Consider the following 20,964-nt stretch of genomic DNA (forward strand, 5'->3'; position numbering starts at 1 on the left):
CACCGCGGGTCCCGCGGCGGCCCCCGCGGCGGCGGCCCGCTGATCACGGCGAACCTCTGCCATGACCACGATCTTCGCGTAGCCTGCCGCCTGATGATTGATGAGCACACGTCGGTGGGTTCCCGGCATGTCCTGTGCGTCCTCGGCGCCGGGCTCGACCTCGCCGAGGTCGAGGCGATCGCCGAGCCGGAGGGCTTCGAGCTCGACTGGGAGTACTCCGGGCACGCGCCGGACCCGCGGATGCCGGCCGCGTTCGAGGCGTGCGGCGCCGCCGCCTCGTTCACCGCTCTGGACTGGGAGGCGGTGCGCGGCCACGACACCGTCGCCTACCTGCTGTCGCCGGCCGCCCGCCCCGGCGTCGCGTTCACCGTCGCGCGCCGCACCCTCGCGCTGACCGCCCGGCTGCTGCGCTCCGGCGCGACCGCGGTGAAGAACGAGAGCAACGGCCTCGCGCACGGCCGCGACCGGTGGCTCGACCTCGCCTACAAGGCGTACGCGGGCCAGGAGGCGGCCGTCCCGCTGTACCAGGCGTGCGTCAAGCGGCCGATCACGACCGGCGCGCTGTACTTCAGCTGCGGCATGCACCTGCTCGGCGCCCCGGACGTCGAGCTGGACCATCCGGGCGCCCCGCACCCCGAGGACGTCCTCGACCTGATCGACGGGCTGGCGCTCTACCTGCTGATGGAGCAGCGGACGCGGGAGCTGCACGACGGCGAGACGTTCGCCCTGGAGGACGGCGCCGACCAGTGGGTGCTGCGGCACGGCCCGTGCGAGCGGTTCGCGGAGGACGACTTCTTCCACAACCCGCACGGCTACTGGCGGCTCACCCCCGCTTGAGCGACCCGGCGGATCCCGCCGCGTCCCGCCGCGTCCCGTGCCGGGACGCGGCGGGCCGGCGCGGTCAGGTCACCGGGTTGTCGACCAGGTAGACGGTGGGGGAGGGGGCGCCGCACGTCGCCGAGGCCGTGGACCCGCCGTTGAACGACAGGTCGGCGGCGGCCGACCCGAGCGCGACGGACGTGCTCGTCGCCGACGACGACGGCGTGAACGGTCCCGCGGTCAGCGTGCCGTCGCCCGGCAGCGGCACCGTGATCTGCTCGTCGCGCGTCAGCGGCGTGTTCGGGATCGCGATGCCGCCGGACGGGATGACGTTCTGCGTCGCGGGCGTGCCGCCCTCGACCGCCAGGTTGAGCGCCGTGACCTTGCCGGACGCCGAGGTGTAGCCCTTGTCGATCAGCTTGTTCACGGTGCCCGCCGGGATCACCAGCGCGCCGCTGGCCTGGGTGAAGGAGAACGAGCTCCCGCGCTTGGCCACGAGCGGGATGTGCGCGCCGACCGCGATCCCGACGTCCAGGGCGTCGGCACCGACCTTGCACGTGTAGGGCGCGTTGATGATGCCGACCAGCTCGTTCGACGCGGGCTCGGGGAAGTTCAGCGGCGCGCCGGTGATCTTCGCCGGCGGCCGGCCCGCCGCGCCGCCGACGGCGATCGTCAGCAGCGCGTTGCCCGCCGACGGCTTGCAGTCCGCGGTGATCGGCAGGCTGAACCCGGCCGACGACTTCAGGTCCACCTCGGCGAGCGCGTGCTCGAACGCGAGCGTGACCTTGCCGCCGTTCGGCGCGGTGTACGGGCCGACGTCGAACGTCCCGGTCAGCGGCAGCCCCACCTTGAGCGGCCGCCCGGCATTGATCGCGATGTCGTCGATCTCGAACGGGCCGCCCGCCGCGATGTTGATGCTGGACGGCGTGGAGCCGCTCGCCCCGATGCTCAGATCGGTGATCTTCGCGTCCGCCCTGTCGATGCCGAGGATCGGCGCCAGCGAGGTCAGCCAGGACGGGAACGTGATGCTGCCCGATCCCTGCGACAGGTAGAACCGCTGGCCCGGCCCGAGCTGGACGGGTGCGACGCCCTGCACGTCCACGTCGGTCGGCAGGTAGAACACCGGCAGCCCGCCGAGGCTGATCGTGCAGCCGATCGGCAGCTTGAACCGGCCGGTGTCGACCCCGACGGCGGGCACGTCCTGGGGCGGGAGCGCGTGCGCGGGCGGCGCCTGCACGAACGCGAGCACCGCGAGCGCGAGCAGCGCGAGGGCGGCGCCCGCGCGGGCGGCGAGGGAGCGCCGCAGCGGGCCGCGCCCGGCCGTCGCGGCGCCCGCCTGTCCGACTCTCATGGGGACTCCTCTCAGAAGTACGCATGCGTACCTGTGGGTCCCGGACATGGTGGACCCCGGCCGATGGGGCGGGATACGGACGGTGATGCGGAAACGCCGCGGAGCGGTTAGCAACCGCCCATAGAAAGGCCGCCCACGGCGGCACGGCCGCCGGGCGTCCGCCCACTACAATGCGCTGCATCGAACGACAGCGGCCCCCCGACGACGGCGCCTCCCCCGGCGGCCCGCGGTCCGGCGATCGGCGACCCGGCGGCCCCCGGCTGGCCGAGGTCTACGACCCGGCGCGTCCCGGCCTGCCCCGCGGGCGCAGCAGCCTGCCCGCGCCGGTCGTCCGCAAGGCGCAGCGGAAGCGGCTGCTCGCCGCGGTGATCTCCGCCGTCGCCGAGCACGGCTACCCCCGCACCACCGTCGCGATGGTCGTCGCCCGCGCCCGCGTGTCCCGCAAGGCGTTCTACGACCACTTCACCGGCCTGGAGGACTGCTTCCTCACCGCGCTCGCCGACGCCCAGAAGGTGATCCTGCGGGAGCTGATGAACGCGCCGAAGAGCCTCGGCGCGAAGCCGTCTCCGCGGGCCGTCCTCCAGGCGGGCCTGCGCTCGTACCTGACCCTGTGTGCGCGCGAGCCGGAGTACGCGCGCTGCATCCTGATCGAGCTGCCCGCCGTCGGCCCGCGCGCGCTCAAGGGCCGCAACAAGGCGTACGGGGCGGTCGCCGACGTGCTGCGGCTCTGGCGCGAGCACGCCGCGAAACGCCACCCCGAATGGCCGCCCGTCGAAGAGCCCGCCTACCGCGCCGCGGTCGGCGCCATCGCCGAGCTGATCACCGAGCACGTCTGCGCCGGGGACGCGGCGGGCCTGCCCGCGTTGCACGGCCCGCTCACCGAGATCCTGCTGCGGATCCTCGCCGCGCCGCTCCCGGACGACCGCTGAACCGCCCCTCGGGGCCGTACGGTTCTGTCATGGGCATGGTGCACACGGTGGGGCTCGTCCTGCATCCCGAACGCGACTCGAAGGCGGCCGTCGACACGATCGTCGGATGGGCGGGCCGGCGCGGCGGCGCGGTGCTGGGGCTGCCCGACGAGATCGGCCGGATCGACTGCAGCGCCGTGGCGGTGGAGGCCGCCGCGCTCGCCGAGCGCGCGGACCTGCTCGTCAGCCTCGGCGGCGACGGGACGATGCTGCGCAGCATGCGGCTGGCGGCGGGCGCGGCGACGCCGGTCCTCGGCGTCAACCTCGGGCGCCTCGGGTTCCTCGCCGAGATCGACGTGGACGGGCTGGCGGACGCGCTGACCAGCATCGACGCGCACCGGTACGAGGTTGAGCCGCGGATGGCGGTGTGCATGCGGCTGCCCGATGGGGAGGTCGTGTCCGCGTTCAACGACATCGCGCTGGTGCGGATGCCGGGCGACGGCCTCGCCGCGGTGGAGGTGTCGGTGCAGGGCCACCCGTTCGTCCGGTACGCGGGCGACGCGGTGATCGTGGCGACCTCGACCGGCTCGACCGCCTACAGCTACTCCGCCGGCGGGCCGATCGTCTCGCCCGCCGTCGAGGGCTTCCTGGTGGTGCCGGCGGCGGCGCACTCGACGTTCAACCGCGCCGTCATGCTGTCGGCGGACGAGGACGTCGAGCTGACGCTGCTGCCGACGTCGGGGACGCTGGCGGTGGAGGTGGACGGCGGGATCGCCGCGCAGCTCGAGGCGGGGGACCGGCTGCGGGTCACCGCCGCCCGCGGCGCCGCCCGCGTCGTCCGGCTGGGCGGGACGACCTTCTACGAGCGCGCCCGCCGCAAGCTGCGCGTCAGCGGCAGCGCCGAGGCGGACTAGAGGCGGGCCGGAGGAGGGCGGGCGCCGGGCCGGGACGGTCAGAGCCAGCCGCGCTCGTCGGCGACGCGCAGCGCCTCCATCCGGTTGTGGGTCCCGGTCTTGGCGATCGCCGCGGACAGGTAGTTGCGGACGGTCCCCTCCGACAGGTACAGGTTCCCGGCGATCGCCGCGACGGTCGCGCCCGAGCGCGCCGCGTTGAGCACGTCGACCTCGCGGGGGGTCAGCGGCGAGTCCCCGGCCGCCAGCGTCGCCGCCGCCAGCGCCGGGTCGACGACCCGCTCGCCGGCCATCACCCGGCGGACCGCGTCCGCGAGCGCCTCGGCCCGCGCGTCCTTGACCACGAACCCGACGGCGCCCGCGCCCATCGCCCGGCGCAGGTAGCCGGCGCGGCCGAACGTCGTCAGGATCACGACCCGGCAGTCCGGCGCCTTCTCGGCGAGCACCGCCGCCGCGGCCAGCCCGTCCACGCCGGGCATCTCGATGTCGAGCAGCGCCACGTCCGGCCGGTGCTGCAGGACCGCGCCGACCACCTCGTCGCCGCGGCCGACGGCGGCGACGACCTCGAAGTCGTCCTCCAGGTCGAGCAGCGTCGCCAGCGCCGTGCGGATGAGCTCCTGGTCGTCGGCGAGCAGCAGCCGGATCGTCATGTGCGCGCACCCTCCGCGGTCCCGACCGTCACCTTCAGCCGCCAGCCGCGTGGCCGGACCGGGCCGGCCTCCACGCCGCCGCCGGCCGCCTCGACCCGCTCCCGCAGCCCGGCGAGCCCGTTCCCGCAGGACGCGGCGGCGCCCACCCCGTCGTCCACTATCTCCACGCCCGCGGGCGACAGCGTCACCGTGCAGCGGGTCGCGCGCGCGTGCCGGACCACGTTCGTCAGGCCCTCGCGCACCACCCAGCCGAACAGCTCCTGGTGGGCGGGGTCGACCATCTCCGTCGCCGCCGGCAGGTCGGCGGCGACGCCCGCGGCGCGCAGCACCTCCCGGCCCCGCGCCAGCTCGCCCGCGAGGGACACCTGCCGGTACCCCGACACCGCGGCGCGCACGTCCGTCAGCGCCTGCCGCGCCAGCTCCTCCACCGCGGTGATCTCCTCCACCGAGCGGGCGGAGCCGCTCTCGGCGAGCCGCCGGGCGAGCCCGCTCTTGACCGTGATGACGGTCAGCGAGTGGCCGAGCAGGTCGTGCAGGTCGCGGGCGATCCGGGCGCGCTCGGCCTCCGACGCCAGCCGGGCCACCTCGGCGCGCGCCTCCAGCAGTTCCGCGTTGGCGCCGGCCATCTCGGCGTACGCGTAGACGGTCATGGTGGTGAACACGACCATCAGCGCGGTGAGCAGGTCGGGACCGGTGTGCCACGGCCGCACCGCCCACGGGACGATCAGCGGGGGCAGCGCCCCGGCCAGCACGATCAGCGCGATGCGCCGGCGCAGCATCAGGGCGGTGAAGGCGGTGATGACCGCCCACAGGTAGAAGGCCAGGTTCCGGGCGAACGGCAGCTCCGCGAGGAACAGCACGACCATGACGCCGTGGAAGAGCCAGAGCCGCCCGCGGTCCCGGCGCACGACCGCCCCGCCCGCGAGGACGTAGGCGACCGCGAACGCCCCGGCGATCGCGAACCCGGCCGCGGCGGCGGCCCCCGAGGAGTACTGCGCCACCCCGAGCGCCGTCACCGACGGGTACACCAGCATTCCCGTCGCCAGCGCCGTCCGGCGCCAGCCGCGCGCCCACCGGTGCGGGTCGGCGCCGTGCTGCTTCGGGGGCGGGCCGCCGTCCGGCGGCCGCTCCACGGCGTCCTGCATGCCCGGCACGTTACCGGCCTCCCGTCGCCTCGTCCGCGTTCACTCGGCGGCGAACAGTGCCCGCATGCGGCCGCGGGCGGTGATGAGGACGACGCCCAGCAGCAGCACTCCGCAGACGGCCTGCTCGATCCGCATCCACGGGGGGAGGAAGCCGGGCAGCGAGACGATCACGACGATGGCGGCGGTCATCACCGCCGACAGGATCCGCAGCCGCCGGAACGCGCCCCGGGAGCCGCGGGCGGCGCGGTGGGCGAGCGCGAACGACAGCACGGAGGCGAGGGCGACGATGCCGCCCCGCACCCAGACGTTGTCGTTCACCATCGAGCGGTGGTCGCGGAGGAGGAAGACGGCTCCCATCGTGAGCCAGCTGAGCGCGAGGTAGCCGCCGGTGAGCAGCTTCAGGTCGCGGAAGGCCCGCAGGTTCTGCGGGTGGCGGAGGTCCTGGGCGGTGCCGTTCTCGTTCTCGTTCATACCGGAAATGGTCCGCGCGGGGGCCCGGTCACCGGCAGTGAGACGGCGCATCACCCGCCCATGACATTCGTCATGGGACGGCCGTTCGCGCTGCGGACGCCGAGCGCCCGGAACAGGAACGCGGTGAGCTGGGCGGCGGCCGCGGACGCGCTCTCCCGCGCCGTCCCGGTGAGCTGGTGCTCGAACGCCCGGCCGAGCGCGGCCCGGATCGACCGCGCGTCCGGCTCGGGGTCGGCCCACGGCAGCGACCCGTCCGCCAGGCCCGCCGCGAGGATCTCGGCGATCAGCGCCTCCTGCTCGGCCACCGCGCGGGCGCGCTCCTCGGTGCAGCCGCGGGCCCGCACGGCCTCGCCCGAGGCGAGCGCCAGCGCGCGGCGGCGGCGCCGGTCGTCGGCGGTGATCCGGAGCATGCCGTCGACCACCGCGCGCAGCGCCTCGGGCGGACCCGCGGCGGACGCCGCCCACGAGCGCATCTCCGCCGTCATCAGCGCGCCGTCGCGCCGGAACATCGCCAGCAGCAGCGCGTCCTTGGACGCGAAGTGCCGGGCGAACGCCTCGCCCGGCAGCCCCGCCTCCGCGATCACGTCGCCGACGGTCACCGGCACGCCGTTCGCCGCCAGCAGGCAGCGGTACGCGGCATCGATGATGCGGACCCTCTCGGCGGCCTCTGCCGGTGCCGTCACGGCCCCTCCCCGCACGCCATCGTCCGGACGTCCCGGACGCCCCACCGGGCTCCGGGAGCCTCCAGCCTAACCCGCCGCCCGGCCGCCCGTCCGCCTCCACGAAGGCCACGCTGAGGTGGCCGCGTGGCACGGTCCACCTCGCTCACCTGCGCGGACTCGCGGGCACCGGCGCCGCGTCCGGGACCCGGTCCGGCGCTACACTCGCGTCCCGGTAGAGATCATCGCGCGGATCCGCCGTCCCGCCGGAGGGTCCCCGGGCGAGAGGGACCGGCGTGCACATCTCGATAGCGGACCTCGCGGACGGCGCGGCGGACGCGCCTCCGCTCGACGGCGACGGCGCGGTCCGCGCCCCCCTCGCCGTCGTGGACCTCGCGCCCGCCGACGCCGCGGTCGTGGAGCGCGCCGCGCGCCGCGCCCGGGACTGCGACCGCGTCCTCGTCGGCGTCGGCTCCGGCGACCCCGCGCTGGTCCGCGCCTTCGACGTCACGCTCACCGGGGCGGCGGACGCCGGGCCGGAGTGCGTCGCCGCCGCGGACCCGGCGGAGCGCGCCGCGGCGCTGCGGGACGCGGCGGAGCGCAACCCGCAGGCGGCGCTGGTGCTGCGCGACGTGCTGCGCACCACCGCCGGGATGGACGTCCCGGCGGCGCTGGACGTGGAGTCCTACGCGTACTCGGCGCTGCTCGGCGGGGCGGAGTTCGCGCGGTGGCTGGCCTCGCGCGGGCCGCGGCTGCTGCCGTCCGACGTCCCCGACCCGGTCCTGCTGGCCCGGGACGGGGACGTGCTGTCGATCACGCTGAACCGGCCGCAGCGCCGCAACGCCTACGGGCGCCAGCTGCGGGACGCGCTCGTCGACGCCCTCCGGCTCGCGCTGCTCGACGACGGGATCGCCCGGGTCGTCCTGGACGGCGCGGGCCCGGTGTTCTGCTCCGGCGGCGACCTGGACGAGTTCGGCACCGCGCCCGACCTGGCGACGGCGCACTTCGTGCGGACCCGCGCGGGCGCGGCCCGGCCGATCCACCGGCTCGGGACACGCATCGAGGTCCGCGTGCAGGGCGCCTGCGTGGGCGCCGGCGTGGAGCTGCCCGCCTTCGCGGGCCGCGTCGTCGCGGCGGCGGACGCGACGTTCCGGCTCCCGGAGGTGGCGATGGGCCTGATCCCCGGCGCGGGCGGGACGGTGTCGCTGCCGCGCCGGATCGGCCGCTGGCGCACCCTGTACCTCGCGCTCACCGGCGAGCCGGTCGACGCGCGCACCGCGCTCGCCTGGGGACTGGTCGACGACGTCCGGCCGTGAGGGCGGCCGGAACCGCGCCGGACCGCGTCGGATAACGTCTCGACCGTGCGACCCACCATCTCCGAGCAACCCGAACCGCGCCTGGAAGAGCGGCACTCCGTCCTGGAGCTCCTGGACCTGGAGGAGCTCGACCGGGACCTGTACCGCGGCGCCCTCGTGTTCGACGACCCGTACCCGCTCTACGGCGGGCAGGTCGCGGCGCAGGCGCTGCGCGCGGCGGGCGGCACCGTCCCGGAGGGCCGGCTGCCGCACTCGCTGCACGGCTACTTCCTGCGCGGCGGCGACGCCGCCCGGCCCACGATCTTCCGGGTCGACCGGGACCGCGACGGCCGCTCGTTCTCCGCGCGGCGCGTGGTCGCCCTGCAGGGCGGCGAGGTCATCTTCAACATGTCGGTGTCGTTCCAGCGGCCCGCCGAGGACGAGGACCGCCAGGTGCATCCCGCCCCCGACGCGCCCGCCCCCGAGACGCTGCCCGACGCGGAGATGCCGCGGCTGTTCTCGATGGACAGCCGCGTCCCGCCGCAGCCGTACCCGGCGTCGGACTTCCCGACCCGGCTCTGGTCGCGCTGCGACGAGCCGCTGCCGGACGACGACCTGCTGCACGCGTGCGTGCTGACGTACCTGTCCGACATCTCCTCCGGGCTGTCGGCGCTGCACGACGGGACGGCCCGGTCCGGGTCCAGCCTCGACCACGCGGTCTGGTTCCACCGGCCCGTCCGGATGGACGACTGGGTGCTGATGGACCTCGTCCCGCTGACCGTCGCCTCGGGGCGCGGCCTGTATTCGGGAACGATCCACACCCGCGGCGGCTCCCTCGTCGCGAGCCTCACCCAGGAGTGCCTGTTCCGCACGCCGCGCGACCGCCCCGCCTCCTGAGCGGGCTACGCCGCCGCGGGTGTTCAGCGCCAGGTGTCGTTCGCGGTGTGCGGAGAGGTGCCGGTGATGTAGACGCGGTTGGCGCCGCACGGGGGCCTGGAGGGGTATTGCGCGGGTGCTTGCAGACTGTGGTGACATCCCGTGCATGTGTTCGAGGGCAAAACCATCGAAGCTGCAGACTGTAATGCTATGGTCACGGAGTGAAGGTCGTGGTGCAGGTCAAGCTCATCCCCGACGTCGTACAGGCGTCGGCGCTGGAGCGCACCCTGCACACGGTCAACGAGTGCGCGAATCAGGTGTCGGCCGCCTCGTTCGCGACCTACGGGCTCAAGGGATCGGTCAAGGATCTGCGGTCGATGGCCTACGGCGAGCTGAAGGCCCGTGGTCTGGGTGCGCAGGCCGCGCAGCACGTCATCAAACGCGTCGCCGACGCCTACACCGCCCTGCGGGCCGGTGTCCGGGCCGGGAATCTCGGCGGCGTGGGTTCCAAGCGGCGCCGCAAGGCCGAGTCCAAGCCCATCGCCTTCCGGGCGGACGCGGCGCATACCTACGATGACCGGTGCGCCTCGTGGAATTACGATGCCCAGACCGTGTCCATCTGGACGATGGACGGGCGCCTGAAGAACGTCCGGTTCGCCTGCTCGGCGGGGGCGCTCAAGCAACTCGTCCAGTATCGGAAAGGCGAATCTGACCTGGCCTTCCGAGATGGGAAGCGGTTCCTGGTCGCTACCTGCGAGGTCCCCGAAGCCGAGCGGTACGAGTCGAGGGACTGGCTCGGAGTGGACCGGGGCATCGCCAACCTGGCCACCACGAGCGACGGCGAGAACCATTCGGGGCGGCGCCTGGACCGCTACCGCCGCTGGCAGGCCCGCAAGAAAGCCGAGATCCAAGCCTGCAAGACACGCTCGGCCGCGCAACTGCTCAAAAAGCGGGCCCGCCGCGAGTCACGGCATGCCACCCACGTCAACCACCGGATCTCCAAGACCGTCGTTGCTGTCGCCCAACGCACCGAACGCGGCATCGCCTTGGAGGAGCTCCAGGGCATCCGCGAGCGGGTCACGGTTCGACGCGACCAGCGAGCACGGCAGTCGTCCTGGCCGTTCCACCAGTTGGGGGCGTTCATCGCCTACAAGGCCCGTCGTGCCGGCGTGCCGTTCATCGAGGTGGACCCGGCCTACACCTCGCAGCGCTGCCCGCGCTGCGGCCACACCGCCAAGGCCAACCGGCCTTCGCGAGACGCTTTTCGCTGTCGTCGGTGCGGCCTCGCTGGGCCCGCCGACGTCGTCGCCGGGGTCAACGTGCGCGACCGCGCACGCCCGGCGTGGGTATTTGTCAACATGCCCCAACCGGCCCCCGCCTCAACGGCGGGACCGGCGATGTGACCCGTGCCCGTCCTCCCATCAAGGACACCCGGGAGCATAAGCACGGCCTTCCGGACCGAGCCGGCACGCTCGGTCCATCAGGACCGAGCAGTTGACGTCGGAGAGGTGGTCCAGCTCGCAGTTCTGGACCTAGGCGGTGTCGGTCCAGTCGTCGTCGTTGCAGTACCTGTCGCCGGGATGGTGGAAGTCGCCGTATCCGTACGGGACGGCGGAGTAGTCGTACCCGGACCCGGACCCGGCCGGGTCGAGCTGGTCGGTGCAGGCCTTCGCGACGGAGTTCCAGTTCCATCCCACAGGTTCGCGGTGACGTCACTGGCGTTCAGGGCGGGTGCGGCGGCGCGGGCCGTCCCGTCCGGGGACGGGACGGCGAACGGCGCGGCGGCGACGGTGAGGAGGGTGGCGGCGGCGATCAGGGAGCGTGCGGGGGTTCCACGGTGCATGTCGGCGAACTCCTGTCACAGGGCACATGGCGCGTGCCTGAGGGGGTGGGGGACGGCCGTCCGCGAGCACCGTGAGAATGCTCTCCTCTTGCAGCCGGGTCAAGCGATTGCGCAAGATTTCATGCTTCTTGCAGAAACCGGACCGTCATGCGCCTTCGGTCTTCGCCGTGTCCCGCGCGTTCGCGCGCTCCCGCTGCGGCACCACCGTGTACTTCGGGTCCTCCGCCGACCGCATGCCGGCGTAGAACACTCCGAACCGCGTGCACGCCGAGCCCGCCAGCAGCGCCGCGCCGCTGATCGCCGCCGCGATCCGGCTGCGCCCGCCGAGCACCGCGCCTCCGGCCGCGCCCGCGGCCGACAGGATCCGCGCCGCCCGCATGAGCCCGCCGCCCTTGCCCTGCCGGTACGGCTCCGCGACCATCCCGAGCCGGCGCTCCATCAGCGTCACCGCGGCCAGGTCGAGCCCCGCGCCGAGGACGGCGGCGCTGCGCATCGGCGCCGTCTCGGTGACGGGCGCGGTGAGCAGCGCCATCCCGGACGCGGCGGCGGTGGCCGAGCCGACGAACACCAGCGGCATCTCCCGGTAGCCCTCGTGCCAGGCCGGCACCGCCGTGTCGGCGATGAGGACGGCGGTGTAGGTCGCGACCACCGGCCCCAGCGCCGCGGCGCCCACCGTCGCGGCCCTGCCCAGCGGCTTGAAGAGCCCGGTCGCGTCCAGCACGGCGGCGGCGCCGGCCGCCGGCCCGTATGCCGCCAGCACCCACGAGCCCATGCTCATCGGCGAGGTCGGCTTCATCACCCGCAGCATGTTGACGAACCGCGCGGGACGTCCGAGGTCGTGGATCAGCGCGGCCGCCGATCCCGCGATGGCGGCCAGCGAGGAGATCTTCAGCGCCCGCGCGGCGACCGGGCGCCCGGTCAGCTCCGCGCCCGCCGCCAGCACCGACCCGGCGCCCGCCAGCCCGCCGAGGAACAGGTAGGCGGCGACGTCGGACGCCGCCCACACCGGCGCGTTCAGCACGGGCTTGCCGTAGTAGGACGTGAACTCGGCCTCGGGCACCATCGCCCGCTCGCCGCGCCCGCCGCGGCGCCTGCGGCGCCCGCCCTTGCCGGTGCCCTGGCCGATCAGGGCGTCCCGGCCGGGTCGGCGCCCCTCGATCCCGCCCTTGGTGACGTCGGACGTGCTCATCGCCCGCCTCCCCGCCGGCCGTGGACGGCGAACAGCGCGGCGGCCCCCGCGGCGAGCGCGGCGGCGGCGGCGCCCGCGTGCTTCCACATGGCGGGCAGGTCCCGCGTGGTGACGACCGGGTCCGGCGGCAGCCCGTACACCTCGGGCTCGTCCAGCAGCAGGAAGAACGCGCCGTCGCCGCCGACGCCGTCCTCCGGGTCGTGCCCGTACAGCCGCGCGTCGTCCACGCCGATGTCGTGCAGCTGGTCGACCCGGGCGGCGGCGCGTTCGCGCAGCTCGTCCAGGGGGCCGAACTGGATGGAGTCGGTGGGGCACGCCTTGGCGCAGGCCGGTTCGAGGCCGTCGCCGATCCGGTCGTAGCACAGGGTGCACTTCCAGACGCGGCCGTCCTCCTTGCGCTGGTCGATGACGCCGTAGGGGCAGGCGGGCACGCAGTAGCCGCAGCCGTTGCAGACGTCCTCCTGGACGACCACGGTCCCGAACTCGGTGCGGAACAGCGACCCGGTCGGGCAGACGTCGAGGCAGGCGGCGTGCGTGCAGTGCTTGCAGACGTCCGACGCCATCAGCCAGCGGACGCCGGAGTCGGCGTTGCCCATGGGCTTGTCCTGCTCGATGAACGCGACGTGCCGCCAGGTGTCCGCGCCGAGCCCCTGGGTGTTGTCGTAGGACATCCCGGTGAACTCCAGGCCGTCCTCGGGGACGGCGTTCCACTCCTTGCAGGCGACCTCGCAGGCCTTGCAGCCGATGCACACGGAGGTGTCGGTGAAGAAGCCCATGCGCGGCGGGGCGTCGGGGTACCCGGCGTCCTTCGCGACGTCGGGCTCGGCGCCCGCCAGCAGGTTCCGTCCGACCAGCCCGCTCACCGCGGTCACCTCCAGCCCGTGGACAAGGCGGTGCGACCCTTCCCGCCAGGCGGCCTCCTACACCTGGAGGCGCGGGCGGGCCGGCACGACGATGCGACGTAACGGTGCATTGACGGCCTTTCGGACGGCTGGATAGCGTCGGAAGATCGTCGAGGAGGCTGCGATGGCGGTGGAACCGTCCGGCTACGCCGGCCCGCTGGACCGCACGCTCGGCCTGGTGGTGACCGCGGCGTCCGACCGGGAGGTCGTCGCCGAGATCGAGGTGACCGGCAGGCTCATGCAGGCGTACGGGATCGTCCACGGCGGCGTCTACTGCGCCGTCAACGAGACCGTCTGCAGCATGGGCGCGGCGCTCACCGTCGGGCTGGAGCACCAGGTCGTCGGCGTCAGCAACCACACGCGCTTCATCCGCGCCGTCCGGGAGGGCCGGCTGACCGCCCGCGCCCGCCCCGTCGACCGGGTCGGCGACCACGTCACCTGGCAGGCGACCATCACCGACGACCGGGACCGCGTCGTCGCCGAGGGCACCGTCAACCTGCTGCGGCTCACTCCGCGGGACGCGCCGGAGCCCGCGACCGGACGGGCGGCGGGGTCATCGGCGGCGGGTTAGCCGGCGGCCGGCCGGCGAGCGGCGGGCCCGCGGGCCGGTCAGTCGGCGGTCAGGGCCTTCCAGTGGCGGTCGGCGACCGGCCGCCACGCGCCGTGCCGCTCGTGGAAGAGCGCGAACGCCTGCGAGCCGCTCCAGTCGTCCGGCAGCAGCTCGGCGGGCAGCGCCGGATCGAGGAACGGGAACCGCCGCCATTCCTGGACGAGCCGGGCGTGCGCGGCGAACGTCCCGGGGTCGTCGGCGGGACGCAGCGCGCGGACCGCGTCGAGGAAGTCCTCGTAGGCGAGCTCGATCTCGTCCAGGTTCCACGCCTGCCGGGCCACGCGGCGCGCCTCGCCGAGGTCGCCGAGGCTCCCGACGAACAGCGTCGAGGTGTCCGCGACGCCGATCTCGGCGAGCACCTCGCGCACCTCGGGCTCGCGCTCGGGATGCGGGCTGACCCACACGCCGGGGGACAGGTTGCCGAGGCCGTTCCAGGACAGCCGGGTCCGCAGCAGGTGCCGCAGCTTCCGGTTCGTCTCCGGGACGGTGGCGAGCACCAGCAGCCACCGCCCGTCCCAGTCGCCGCCGGGCCGGCCGAAGCCGTAGATGCGGTCCGTGCCGTCGGTGAGCAGCCGCCGCCCGGCCGGGGTGAGATGCCAGGCGGTGCGGCGGCCGTGCCGCTCGCCGGAGAGCCAGCCCTCGGTCGCGCTGCGGGCGAGCGCCTGCCGGACGGCCTTCTCCTCCACCCCGACCAGCCCGAGCGCCTCCAGGAACGCGGCCGTCCAGACGGGCTCGCCCGCGGGCAGGACGAACTCGCCGAGGACCGTCAGCAGCAGCGAGCGCGCGCTCGCCGCGCCGAGCTCCCGGCGGCGCCGGAAGCGCGGGCCCGCCGCCGGGCCCTCGTCGCCGTCCGGCCTCTCCCGCGCGGACGCCGCCGCGTCCGCGGCCGTCCCCGCGTCCGCGCCGCCGGTCCGGTCCATCGGCTCTCCCTCCGCGGGCGTCTGCATCCGGTCCCTCATCATTCCACATAACTATTGACTAGCGTTTTGTGACTGTAGAACATGTTGGCCACGGTTCACGGCGAGGGGAGCCCCCGATGACCGCTGACGCGGCGGCCGGCCAGGCGCGGCCGGACACGTTCAACGCCTCCGATTATCTGCTGCGGGCGGCGCGGGATCCCGGGACCGCCGGCCGGACGGCGCTCACCGGCCCCGGCGGCGACCTGACCTACGCCGACCTCGACGCCCTCGCCGGGAACATCGCGGCCGGGCTGGAGGCGTGGGGGCTGCGCCCCGAGGAGCGGGTCGTGCTCTTCATGGCGGACGGCCCGTCGATGGCGGGCGCGGTCCTCGGCGCGATGCGGCTCGGCGCCGTCCCCGTCCCGGTGTCCACGATGCTGACGGGCGCCGAACTCGCCGCTCTGCTGAACGACGCGCGCGCCCGCGTCCTGATCGTCAGCGACCGGTTCGCCGGGGCCGCCGAGGAGGCCCTCGCGCTCGCCCCGGGCGTCCGGCGCGTCGCGGTCGAGGGCGACGCGGTGCTGCGCGTGCCGGAGGGCGCCCGGCTGAACCCCTTCGCCGACCTCGTCGCGGAGGGCGCGGCGCAGGGCGGGGAGATCCGCGAGCCCTACGCGACCTCCGGGGACTCCAGCGCGCTGTGGCTCTACACGTCCGGGACGACCGGCAAGCCCAAGGGCGCGATGCACCGGCACGCCAACATCCGGCACGTCGTGGAGACCTACGGCAGGCAGGTCCTCGGCATCACCCCCGACGACCGCTGCTACTCCGTCGCCAAGCTGTTCTTCGCCTACGGCATCGGCAACTCGATGTTCTTCCCGCTCGCCGTCGGCGCCACGACGGTCCTCGACCCGGACCGGCCGACGCCCGCGTCCGTCGCCGAGCGGCTCCGCGAGTACCGGCCCACGCTGTTCTTCGCCGTCCCCACCTTCTATGCCGCGCTGCTCAACGCGGACGTGCCGGCCGACGCGTTCGCGTCGGTGCGGCTCGCGGTGTCGGCGGGCGAGCCGCTGCCCGCCGAGCTGTGCCGCCGCTTCACCGAGCGGTACGGCGTGGAGATCATCGACGGGATCGGCTCCACCGAGTGCCTGCACATCTTCCTGTCGAACCGCCCGGGGGAGGTGCGGCCCGGCACCACCGGCGTCGCCGTCCCCGGCTACGAGCTGCGGGTCGTCGACTCCGCCGGCGCCGACGTCCCGCCCGGCACGCCCGGCTCGCTGCTGGTGAAGGGCGAGTCGATCGCCACCGGCTACTGGTGCCGGACGGAGACGACCCGGCAGGTGTTCCAGGGCGCGTGGCTGCGCACCGGCGACACCTACGTGGTGGACGAGGACGGCTACTACACCTGCCTCGGGCGCACCGGCGACATGCTCAAGGCGGGCGGCATCTGGGTGTCGCCCGCCGAGGTGGAGGCCCGGCTCCTGGAGCACCCGGCGGTCGCGATGGTCGCCGTCGTCGGCCTGCCGGACGGCGACGGCCTGGACAAGCCGATCGCCTGCGTCGTCCTCGCGGACGGCGCGAAGGCCGAGCCGGAGGAGCTGATCGACTTCTGCCGGGCCGGGCTCGCCGCGTTCAAGCGCCCCCGCGAGGTGCTGATCATGGACGTGCTGCCGACCACGGCCAGCGGGAAGCTGCGCCGCTTCGCCGTCCGAGATCTGGCCGCCGCGCTCCTCGGCCGGGACTGACCCGCGCGCCCCCGGGCCCCTCGGCGGCCCGGTGCGCGCCGATATACTACAAACTCTTGACGTGATGACCGTGTTCTGTGGAGCATGGGAGCACGGACAGACGGGAGGAGCACCCCATGCACGTCGAGTTCCGGACGGATCCGGCCCGCTACCGGCACTGGAGGGTCGAGGTCGACGGTCCGGTCGCCACGCTGACGATGGACGTCGACGAACAGGGGGGCCTGGTCCCCGGCTACGAGCTGAAGCTCAACTCCTACGACCTCGGCGTGGACATCGAGCTGTACGACGCCGTCCAGCGGCTGCGGTTCGAGCACCCCGAGGTGCGCGCGGTCGTGGTGACCAGCGGCAAGGAGAAGATCTTCTGCGCCGGGGCGAACATCCGGATGCTGGCCGCGTCCGAGCACGCGTGGAAGGTGAACTTCTGCAAGTTCACCAACGAGACCCGCAACGGCATCGAGGACGCGACCGCGAACTCGGGCCAGACCTACATCGCCGCGTGCAACGGCACCGCGTCCGGCGGCGGCTACGAGCTGGCGCTCGCCTGCGACCACATCATGCTCGTGGACGACCGGTCGTCCACCGTCTCGCTGCCCGAGCTCCCGCTGCTCGGCGTGCTGCCCGGCACCGGCGGCCTGACCCGCGTCACCGACAAGCGGCACGTCCGCCGCGACCGCGCCGACTACTTCGCCACCAAGGCCGAAGGGCTCGGCGGCAAGAAGGCCGTCGCGTGGCGGCTGGTCGACGAGGCCGTGTCCCGCACCGCGTGGGACGCGACCGTCGCGGAACGCGCCCGCGAACTCGCCGCCCGCTCGACCCGTCCCGCCGGCGCCCGCGGCGTCGCGCTCACCCCGCTCGACAAGACCCGCACCGGCGACCAGATCACCTACCGGCACGTCACGGCGAAGCTCGACCGCGACGCCGCCGCCGTGGAGATCACCGTCGCCGGGCCCGCCGCCGACGCGCCCGAGGACATCGCCGCCGTCCACGCCCAGGGCGCGGACTTCTGGACCCTCGCGATGACCCGCGAGCTGGACGACCTCATCCTCGACCTGCGCACCAACGAGCCGTCCCTCGGCACCTGGATCCTGCGCACCGCCGGCGACGCGCTGAAGGTCCTCGACCACGACCGCCTGCTGCTCGACAACGCCGCCGACTGGCTCGCCAATGAGATCGTCCTCTACCTCAAGCGGACGCTCAAGCGCCTCGACGTCACCAGCCGCAGCCTCATCGCGCTGATCGAGCCGGGCAGCTGCTTCGCCGGGTCCCTCCTGGAGCTCGCGCTCGCCGCCGACCGCTCCTACCACCTGGAAGGCGTCTTCGAGGACGTCGACCCGGACGCCGAACCCGCCACCGTCGCCGTCGACGCGATGAACCTCGGCCCCCTCCCGATGGGCAACGGCCTCACCCGCCTGGAGACCCGCTTCCTCGGCGACGACGAGGGACTCGCCGCCGTCCGCGACGCCGCCGCCAAGCCCCTCGACGCCGGCGACGCCGAACGCCTCGGCCTGGTCACCTTCGCGCCCGACGACATCGACTGGGACGAGGAGGTCCGCATCGCCGTCGAGGAGCGCGCGGGATTCTCCCCCGACGCCCTCACCGGCATGGAGGCCAACCACCGCTTCCCCGGCCCCGAGACCCTGGAGACCAAGATCTTCGGCCGGCTCACCGCCTGGCAGAACTGGATCTTCAACCGGCCGAACGCGTCCGGCCCGGACGGCGCGCTGCGCCGCTACGGCACCGGACGGCGCGCCGACTTCGACCGAAAGCGAGTCTGAGCATGCCCGTCTCCGCGGACTACTCCGAGAAGATCCCGAACAACGTCGACCTGCACGAGGACCGGCGCCTGCAGCGGGCCCTGGAGTCGTGGCAGCCGAACTTCCTGTCCTGGTGGGAGTCGATGGGCCCGACCCTGCCCACCCAGGACGTGTACCTGCGCACCGCCGTCAACGTCGGCCGCGAGGGCTGGGCGCACTTCGGGCACGTCGCGATGAAGGACTACCGCTGGGGGATCTTCCTCGCCGAACGCGACGGCGACCGCCGCATCGGCTTCGGCGCGCACAAGGGCGAGCCCGCCTGGCAGAAGGTCCCCGGCGAGTACCGCGCCGAACTGCAGCGGCTCATCGTCATCCAGGGCGACACCGAACCCGCGTCCGTCGAGCAGCAGCGCAACCTCGGCGCCACCGCCCCGAGCCTCTACGACCTGCGGAACCTGTTCCAGGTGAACGTCGAGGAGGGCCGCCACCTGTGGGCGATGGTGTACCTCCTGCACGCCTTCTTCGGCCGCGAGGGCCGCGAGGAGGCCGAGGAACTGCTGCACCGCAACTCCGGCAGCGAGGAGTCGCCGCGCATCCTCGGCGCCTTCAACGAGGAGACGCCCGACTGGCTCTCCTTCTTCATGTTCACCTACTTCACCGACCGGGACGGCAAGTACCAGCTCGGCACCCTCAAGGAGTCGGGCTTCGACCCGCTGTCGCGCACCTGCGAGTTCATGCTCAAGGAGGAGGCCCACCACATGATGGTGGGCACCACCGGCATCGACCGCGTCGTCGAGCGCACCGCGCAGCTGATGATCGAGCACGACACCGACGACGTCGCCCCGTACGGCGCGATCCCGCTGGACATGGTCCAGAAGTACCTGAACTTCCACTACTCGGTGTCGCTCGACCTGTTCGGCTCCGAGACGTCCAGCAACGTCGCCAACTACTACACCGCCGGGCTCAAGGGCCGCTGGATGGAGGGCCGCCGCAAGGACGACCACCGCCTCACCGGCGACTCCATCATGGTGGACGCCCTCGTCGACGGCGAGATCGGCCAGACCGAGGTCGCCGCCCTCGTCGGCCTCAACACCGACCTGCGCCGCGAGTACGTCTCCGACTGCCAGAGCGGCGTCAACCGCTGGAACCGCATCCTCGCCGACGCCGGCCTCCCGCAGCGCCTCTACCTCCCCAGCGTCGCCTTCAACCGCAAGGTCGGCGCCTTCGCCGGCATCGAGGCCACCCCGCAGGGCGAGCGCCTCACCGCCGAGGAGTGGGAGGCCCGCAAGGGCGCCTGGCTGCCGACCGAGGTCGACAAGACCCACGTCCGCTCCCTCATGCGCCCCGTCCACGAGCGCGGCAAGATCGCCTCCTGGATCGCCCCGCCCCGCAACGGCATCAACGGCCGCCCCTTCGACTACCAGTACGTCAGGCTGTGTTGACCCAGGGGGCTGTGTTTTCCCAGGGGGGCGACCCCCTGGAACCCCCGTCACGACGGACGGGGCGTTTCCCGCTCCGCTGGCGCTCCGCGCGAAACGCCCCGTCCGTCGCCGGGCATGCCCGCTGCGCTCGCTGGCGCTCGCTCCGCGTGCCTGCCCGTGTTGACTCAGGGGGGCGACCCCCTGGAACACCCGTCGGGCAGGCCCGCTGCGCTCGCTGGCGCTCGCTCCGCGTGCCTGCCCGTGAGGTGGCTGGGGTCTGGCCTTCCGTTGTGTGTTCAGCCGGGAGTTCCGTCAGGCTCTGTGGACGCGGAGGGGGAGGGACTTCCAGGCGCGGAGGGTGTTGTTGTGGTGGCGGGTCGGCGTTCCGGCCGGTTCGAGGCGGTCCGCGCGGCGGGCCAGGGCCGTCAGGAGGGCCTCCGACTCCAGGCGGGCCACGTGCTGGCCGACGCACTGGTGCAGGCCCATGCCGAAGCCGACGTGGCCGGACGGGTCGCGCGCCAGGTCGAACGCGTCCGGGGCGTCCCAGCGGCGCGGGTCGCGGTTGGCGGCGCCGAGGAACATGAGGATCTTGCGGCCGTCCGGGATCACCGTGCCGCCGATCTCCTGGTCGCCCACGGCGGTCCGGAAGAACGTCTGGACGGGTGACTGCCAGCGGACGGCCTCGTCGAACGCGGTGCGGGCCAGATGCGGTTCGTCGCGCAGGCGCCGCCACTGGCCGGGGTTCACCGCGAACGCGTAGAGGACGGCGGCGAGGCCGTGGACGGTCGTGTCGACGCCGGCCGACAGCAGCGACCGCACGATCAGCGGAGCCTGCTCGGGCGTGATGTCGCCCCGGTCCGCCGCCGCCCAGATCTGCGCGCCGAACCCGTCGGATGACAGCCGGTCGCGTGCGCACTGGGCGTTCACCCATCCCAGCACGTCGGGCATGCGTGCTCGGCCCTTCCGGACGAGGTCGTTGTCCGGGCCGAACGTGTTGAACAGGTGGTCGCCGTAGGGGAGGAGGTTCTCGCGCCCGTCGCGTCCGAGGCCGACGGCGTCGGGGAAGACGCGGAGCGGGAACGCCTCCGCCAGGCGCGGCACGGCGTCGAACTCGGCGTCGGACAGGACCTCGTCGACGAGCCGTTCGGCGTCGGCGAACCAGGCTTCGCGCAGGCGCCGGAGCGCGCGCGGGCCGAGGACCTTGGCGAGGACGGCGCGCGGCGCGTCGTGGCGCGGCGGGTCGGCCTCCAGCAGCAGGCTGGGCGGCCGCCACGGCTTCTCGTGCCGGAAGTCGCTGAGCCCCACACCGGCGGCGGACTGGAAGCCCTGCCAGTCGGCCAGCGCGGCGCGCACGTGCTCGTAGCGGGCCAGCGCGAACACGTCGTACCTGGTCAGATAGGTGACGGGACCGGCCTCCCGCAGCGCCTCGTGCAGCGGCAGCGGGTCTTCGAGGTGCTCGTGCCCGAACGGGTCGGCGTCGATCGCGGGCGGAGCCTGCACGGTGCTCATGGCGTTTCCT

At 73.9% G+C, this 20,964-nt stretch carries 20 protein-coding genes; 10 read left to right on the plus strand and 10 right to left on the minus strand.

Annotated features, from left to right (window positions below; genetic code table 11):
• Positions 1-93: 93 nt before the first annotated feature.
• Entirely contained in the window at positions 94-837 is a 744-nt protein-coding gene (locus tag amrb99_RS41900; protein WP_190867120.1) for a DUF4261 domain-containing protein, read from the plus strand.
• Between the two features lie 64 nt (positions 838-901).
• On the opposite strand, the gene amrb99_RS41905 is transcribed toward amrb99_RS41900, so the two are convergent.
• On the minus strand, positions 902-2,170 hold the full coding sequence (locus tag amrb99_RS41905; RefSeq protein ID WP_190867122.1) for a DUF6801 domain-containing protein: 1,269 nt from the start codon (positions 2,168-2,170) through the stop codon (positions 902-904).
• Positions 2,171-2,340: 170 nt separating this feature from the next.
• Between amrb99_RS41905 and amrb99_RS41910 the strand changes: the two genes are divergently transcribed.
• Positions 2,341-3,099: a TetR/AcrR family transcriptional regulator gene (locus amrb99_RS41910; protein ID WP_190867124.1), complete on the plus strand. Its 759-nt coding sequence runs from the start codon at positions 2,341-2,343 to the stop codon at positions 3,097-3,099.
• 29 nt (positions 3,100-3,128) lie between these two features.
• The gene (locus amrb99_RS41915) at positions 3,129-3,992 is read left to right on the plus strand and encodes an NAD(+)/NADH kinase (protein WP_190867126.1); all 864 of its coding nucleotides are present in this window, start codon (positions 3,129-3,131) and stop codon (positions 3,990-3,992) included.
• Between the two features lie 38 nt (positions 3,993-4,030).
• Here the strand turns inward: amrb99_RS41915 and amrb99_RS41920 are convergent, their stop codons facing one another.
• The 4 genes from amrb99_RS41920 to amrb99_RS41935 are packed head-to-tail and all read right to left on the minus strand — an operon-like array spanning position 4,031 to position 6,938.
• Positions 4,031-4,639 (minus strand): response regulator transcription factor, encoded by a 609-nt coding sequence (locus amrb99_RS41920; RefSeq protein ID WP_190867128.1) that lies wholly within the window; start codon positions 4,637-4,639, stop codon positions 4,031-4,033.
• Positions 4,636-5,784: a sensor histidine kinase gene (locus amrb99_RS41925; protein WP_190867130.1), complete on the minus strand. Its 1,149-nt coding sequence runs from the start codon at positions 5,782-5,784 to the stop codon at positions 4,636-4,638. Before amrb99_RS41925 ends, amrb99_RS41920 begins: the two co-directional genes overlap by 4 nt.
• A gap of 39 nt (positions 5,785-5,823) precedes the next feature.
• On the minus strand, positions 5,824-6,255 hold the full coding sequence (locus amrb99_RS41930) for a hypothetical protein (protein ID WP_190867132.1): 432 nt from the start codon (positions 6,253-6,255) through the stop codon (positions 5,824-5,826).
• A gap of 50 nt (positions 6,256-6,305) precedes the next feature.
• A complete protein-coding gene (locus amrb99_RS41935; RefSeq protein ID WP_190867134.1) occupies positions 6,306-6,938 on the minus strand; it encodes a TetR family transcriptional regulator in 633 nt (210 codons plus the stop codon).
• Positions 6,939-7,210: 272 nt separating this feature from the next.
• On the opposite strand from amrb99_RS41935, the gene amrb99_RS41940 reads away from it, so the two are divergent.
• The 3 genes from amrb99_RS41940 (at position 7,211) to amrb99_RS41950 (ending at position 10,488) form a co-directional block, all read left to right on the plus strand.
• Positions 7,211-8,230 carry an enoyl-CoA hydratase/isomerase family protein gene (locus amrb99_RS41940; protein WP_206700319.1) on the plus strand — a complete coding sequence of 340 codons (1,020 nt, stop codon included), beginning with the start codon at positions 7,211-7,213 and terminating at the stop codon, positions 8,228-8,230.
• Positions 8,231-8,275: 45 nt separating this feature from the next.
• On the plus strand, positions 8,276-9,106 hold the full coding sequence (locus tag amrb99_RS41945; protein WP_347257088.1) for an acyl-CoA thioesterase domain-containing protein: 831 nt from the start codon (positions 8,276-8,278) through the stop codon (positions 9,104-9,106).
• A 200-nt stretch (positions 9,107-9,306) separates the two neighbouring features.
• Complete coding sequence (locus amrb99_RS41950) at positions 9,307-10,488, plus strand: transposase (protein WP_347257089.1); 1,182 nt, start codon at positions 9,307-9,309, stop codon at positions 10,486-10,488.
• 129 nt (positions 10,489-10,617) lie between these two features.
• On the opposite strand, the gene amrb99_RS41955 is transcribed toward amrb99_RS41950, so the two are convergent.
• The 3 genes from amrb99_RS41955 to amrb99_RS41965 all read right to left on the minus strand — a co-directional run bounded on the left by amrb99_RS41955 (position 10,618) and on the right by amrb99_RS41965 (position 12,893).
• Positions 10,618-10,782 (minus strand): hypothetical protein, encoded by a 165-nt coding sequence (locus amrb99_RS41955; RefSeq protein WP_206700320.1) that lies wholly within the window; start codon positions 10,780-10,782, stop codon positions 10,618-10,620.
• Between the two features lie 291 nt (positions 10,783-11,073).
• The gene (gene nrfD / locus amrb99_RS41960) at positions 11,074-12,117 is read right to left on the minus strand and encodes an NrfD/PsrC family molybdoenzyme membrane anchor subunit (protein ID WP_190867136.1); all 1,044 of its coding nucleotides are present in this window, start codon (positions 12,115-12,117) and stop codon (positions 11,074-11,076) included.
• Positions 12,114-12,893 carry a 4Fe-4S dicluster domain-containing protein gene (locus amrb99_RS41965; RefSeq protein WP_206700325.1) on the minus strand — a complete coding sequence of 260 codons (780 nt, stop codon included), beginning with the start codon at positions 12,891-12,893 and terminating at the stop codon, positions 12,114-12,116. Before amrb99_RS41965 ends, nrfD begins: the two co-directional genes overlap by 4 nt.
• 250 nt (positions 12,894-13,143) lie before the next feature.
• On the opposite strand from amrb99_RS41965, the gene amrb99_RS41970 reads away from it, so the two are divergent.
• The gene (locus tag amrb99_RS41970; protein ID WP_190867140.1) at positions 13,144-13,590 is read left to right on the plus strand and encodes a PaaI family thioesterase; all 447 of its coding nucleotides are present in this window, start codon (positions 13,144-13,146) and stop codon (positions 13,588-13,590) included.
• 38 nt (positions 13,591-13,628) lie between these two features.
• Here amrb99_RS41970 and amrb99_RS41975 read toward each other — a convergent pair whose 3' ends face one another.
• Entirely contained in the window at positions 13,629-14,576 is a 948-nt protein-coding gene (locus amrb99_RS41975) for a PaaX family transcriptional regulator C-terminal domain-containing protein (protein ID WP_206700321.1), read from the minus strand.
• Between the two features lie 89 nt (positions 14,577-14,665).
• On the opposite strand from amrb99_RS41975, the gene amrb99_RS41980 reads away from it, so the two are divergent.
• The 3 genes from amrb99_RS41980 to boxB all read left to right on the plus strand — a co-directional run bounded on the left by amrb99_RS41980 (position 14,666) and on the right by boxB (position 19,466).
• Complete coding sequence (locus tag amrb99_RS41980) at positions 14,666-16,270, plus strand: benzoate-CoA ligase family protein (RefSeq protein WP_190867142.1); 1,605 nt, start codon at positions 14,666-14,668, stop codon at positions 16,268-16,270.
• 116 nt (positions 16,271-16,386) lie between these two features.
• Positions 16,387-18,045 (plus strand): 2,3-epoxybenzoyl-CoA dihydrolase, encoded by a 1,659-nt coding sequence (gene boxC, locus amrb99_RS41985; protein ID WP_190867143.1) that lies wholly within the window; start codon positions 16,387-16,389, stop codon positions 18,043-18,045.
• 2 nt (positions 18,046-18,047) lie between these two features.
• The gene (boxB, locus tag amrb99_RS41990) at positions 18,048-19,466 is read left to right on the plus strand and encodes a benzoyl-CoA 2,3-epoxidase subunit BoxB (protein ID WP_190867145.1); all 1,419 of its coding nucleotides are present in this window, start codon (positions 18,048-18,050) and stop codon (positions 19,464-19,466) included.
• 291 nt (positions 19,467-19,757) lie between these two features.
• Here boxB and amrb99_RS41995 read toward each other — a convergent pair whose 3' ends face one another.
• Complete coding sequence (locus amrb99_RS41995; RefSeq protein ID WP_190867147.1) at positions 19,758-20,954, minus strand: cytochrome P450; 1,197 nt, start codon at positions 20,952-20,954, stop codon at positions 19,758-19,760.
• Positions 20,955-20,964: the final 10 nt, after the last annotated feature.

The sequence above is a fragment of the Actinomadura sp. RB99 genome, from assembly GCF_014706005.1.
Classification (GTDB): Bacteria; Actinomycetota; Actinomycetes; order Streptosporangiales; family Streptosporangiaceae; genus Spirillospora.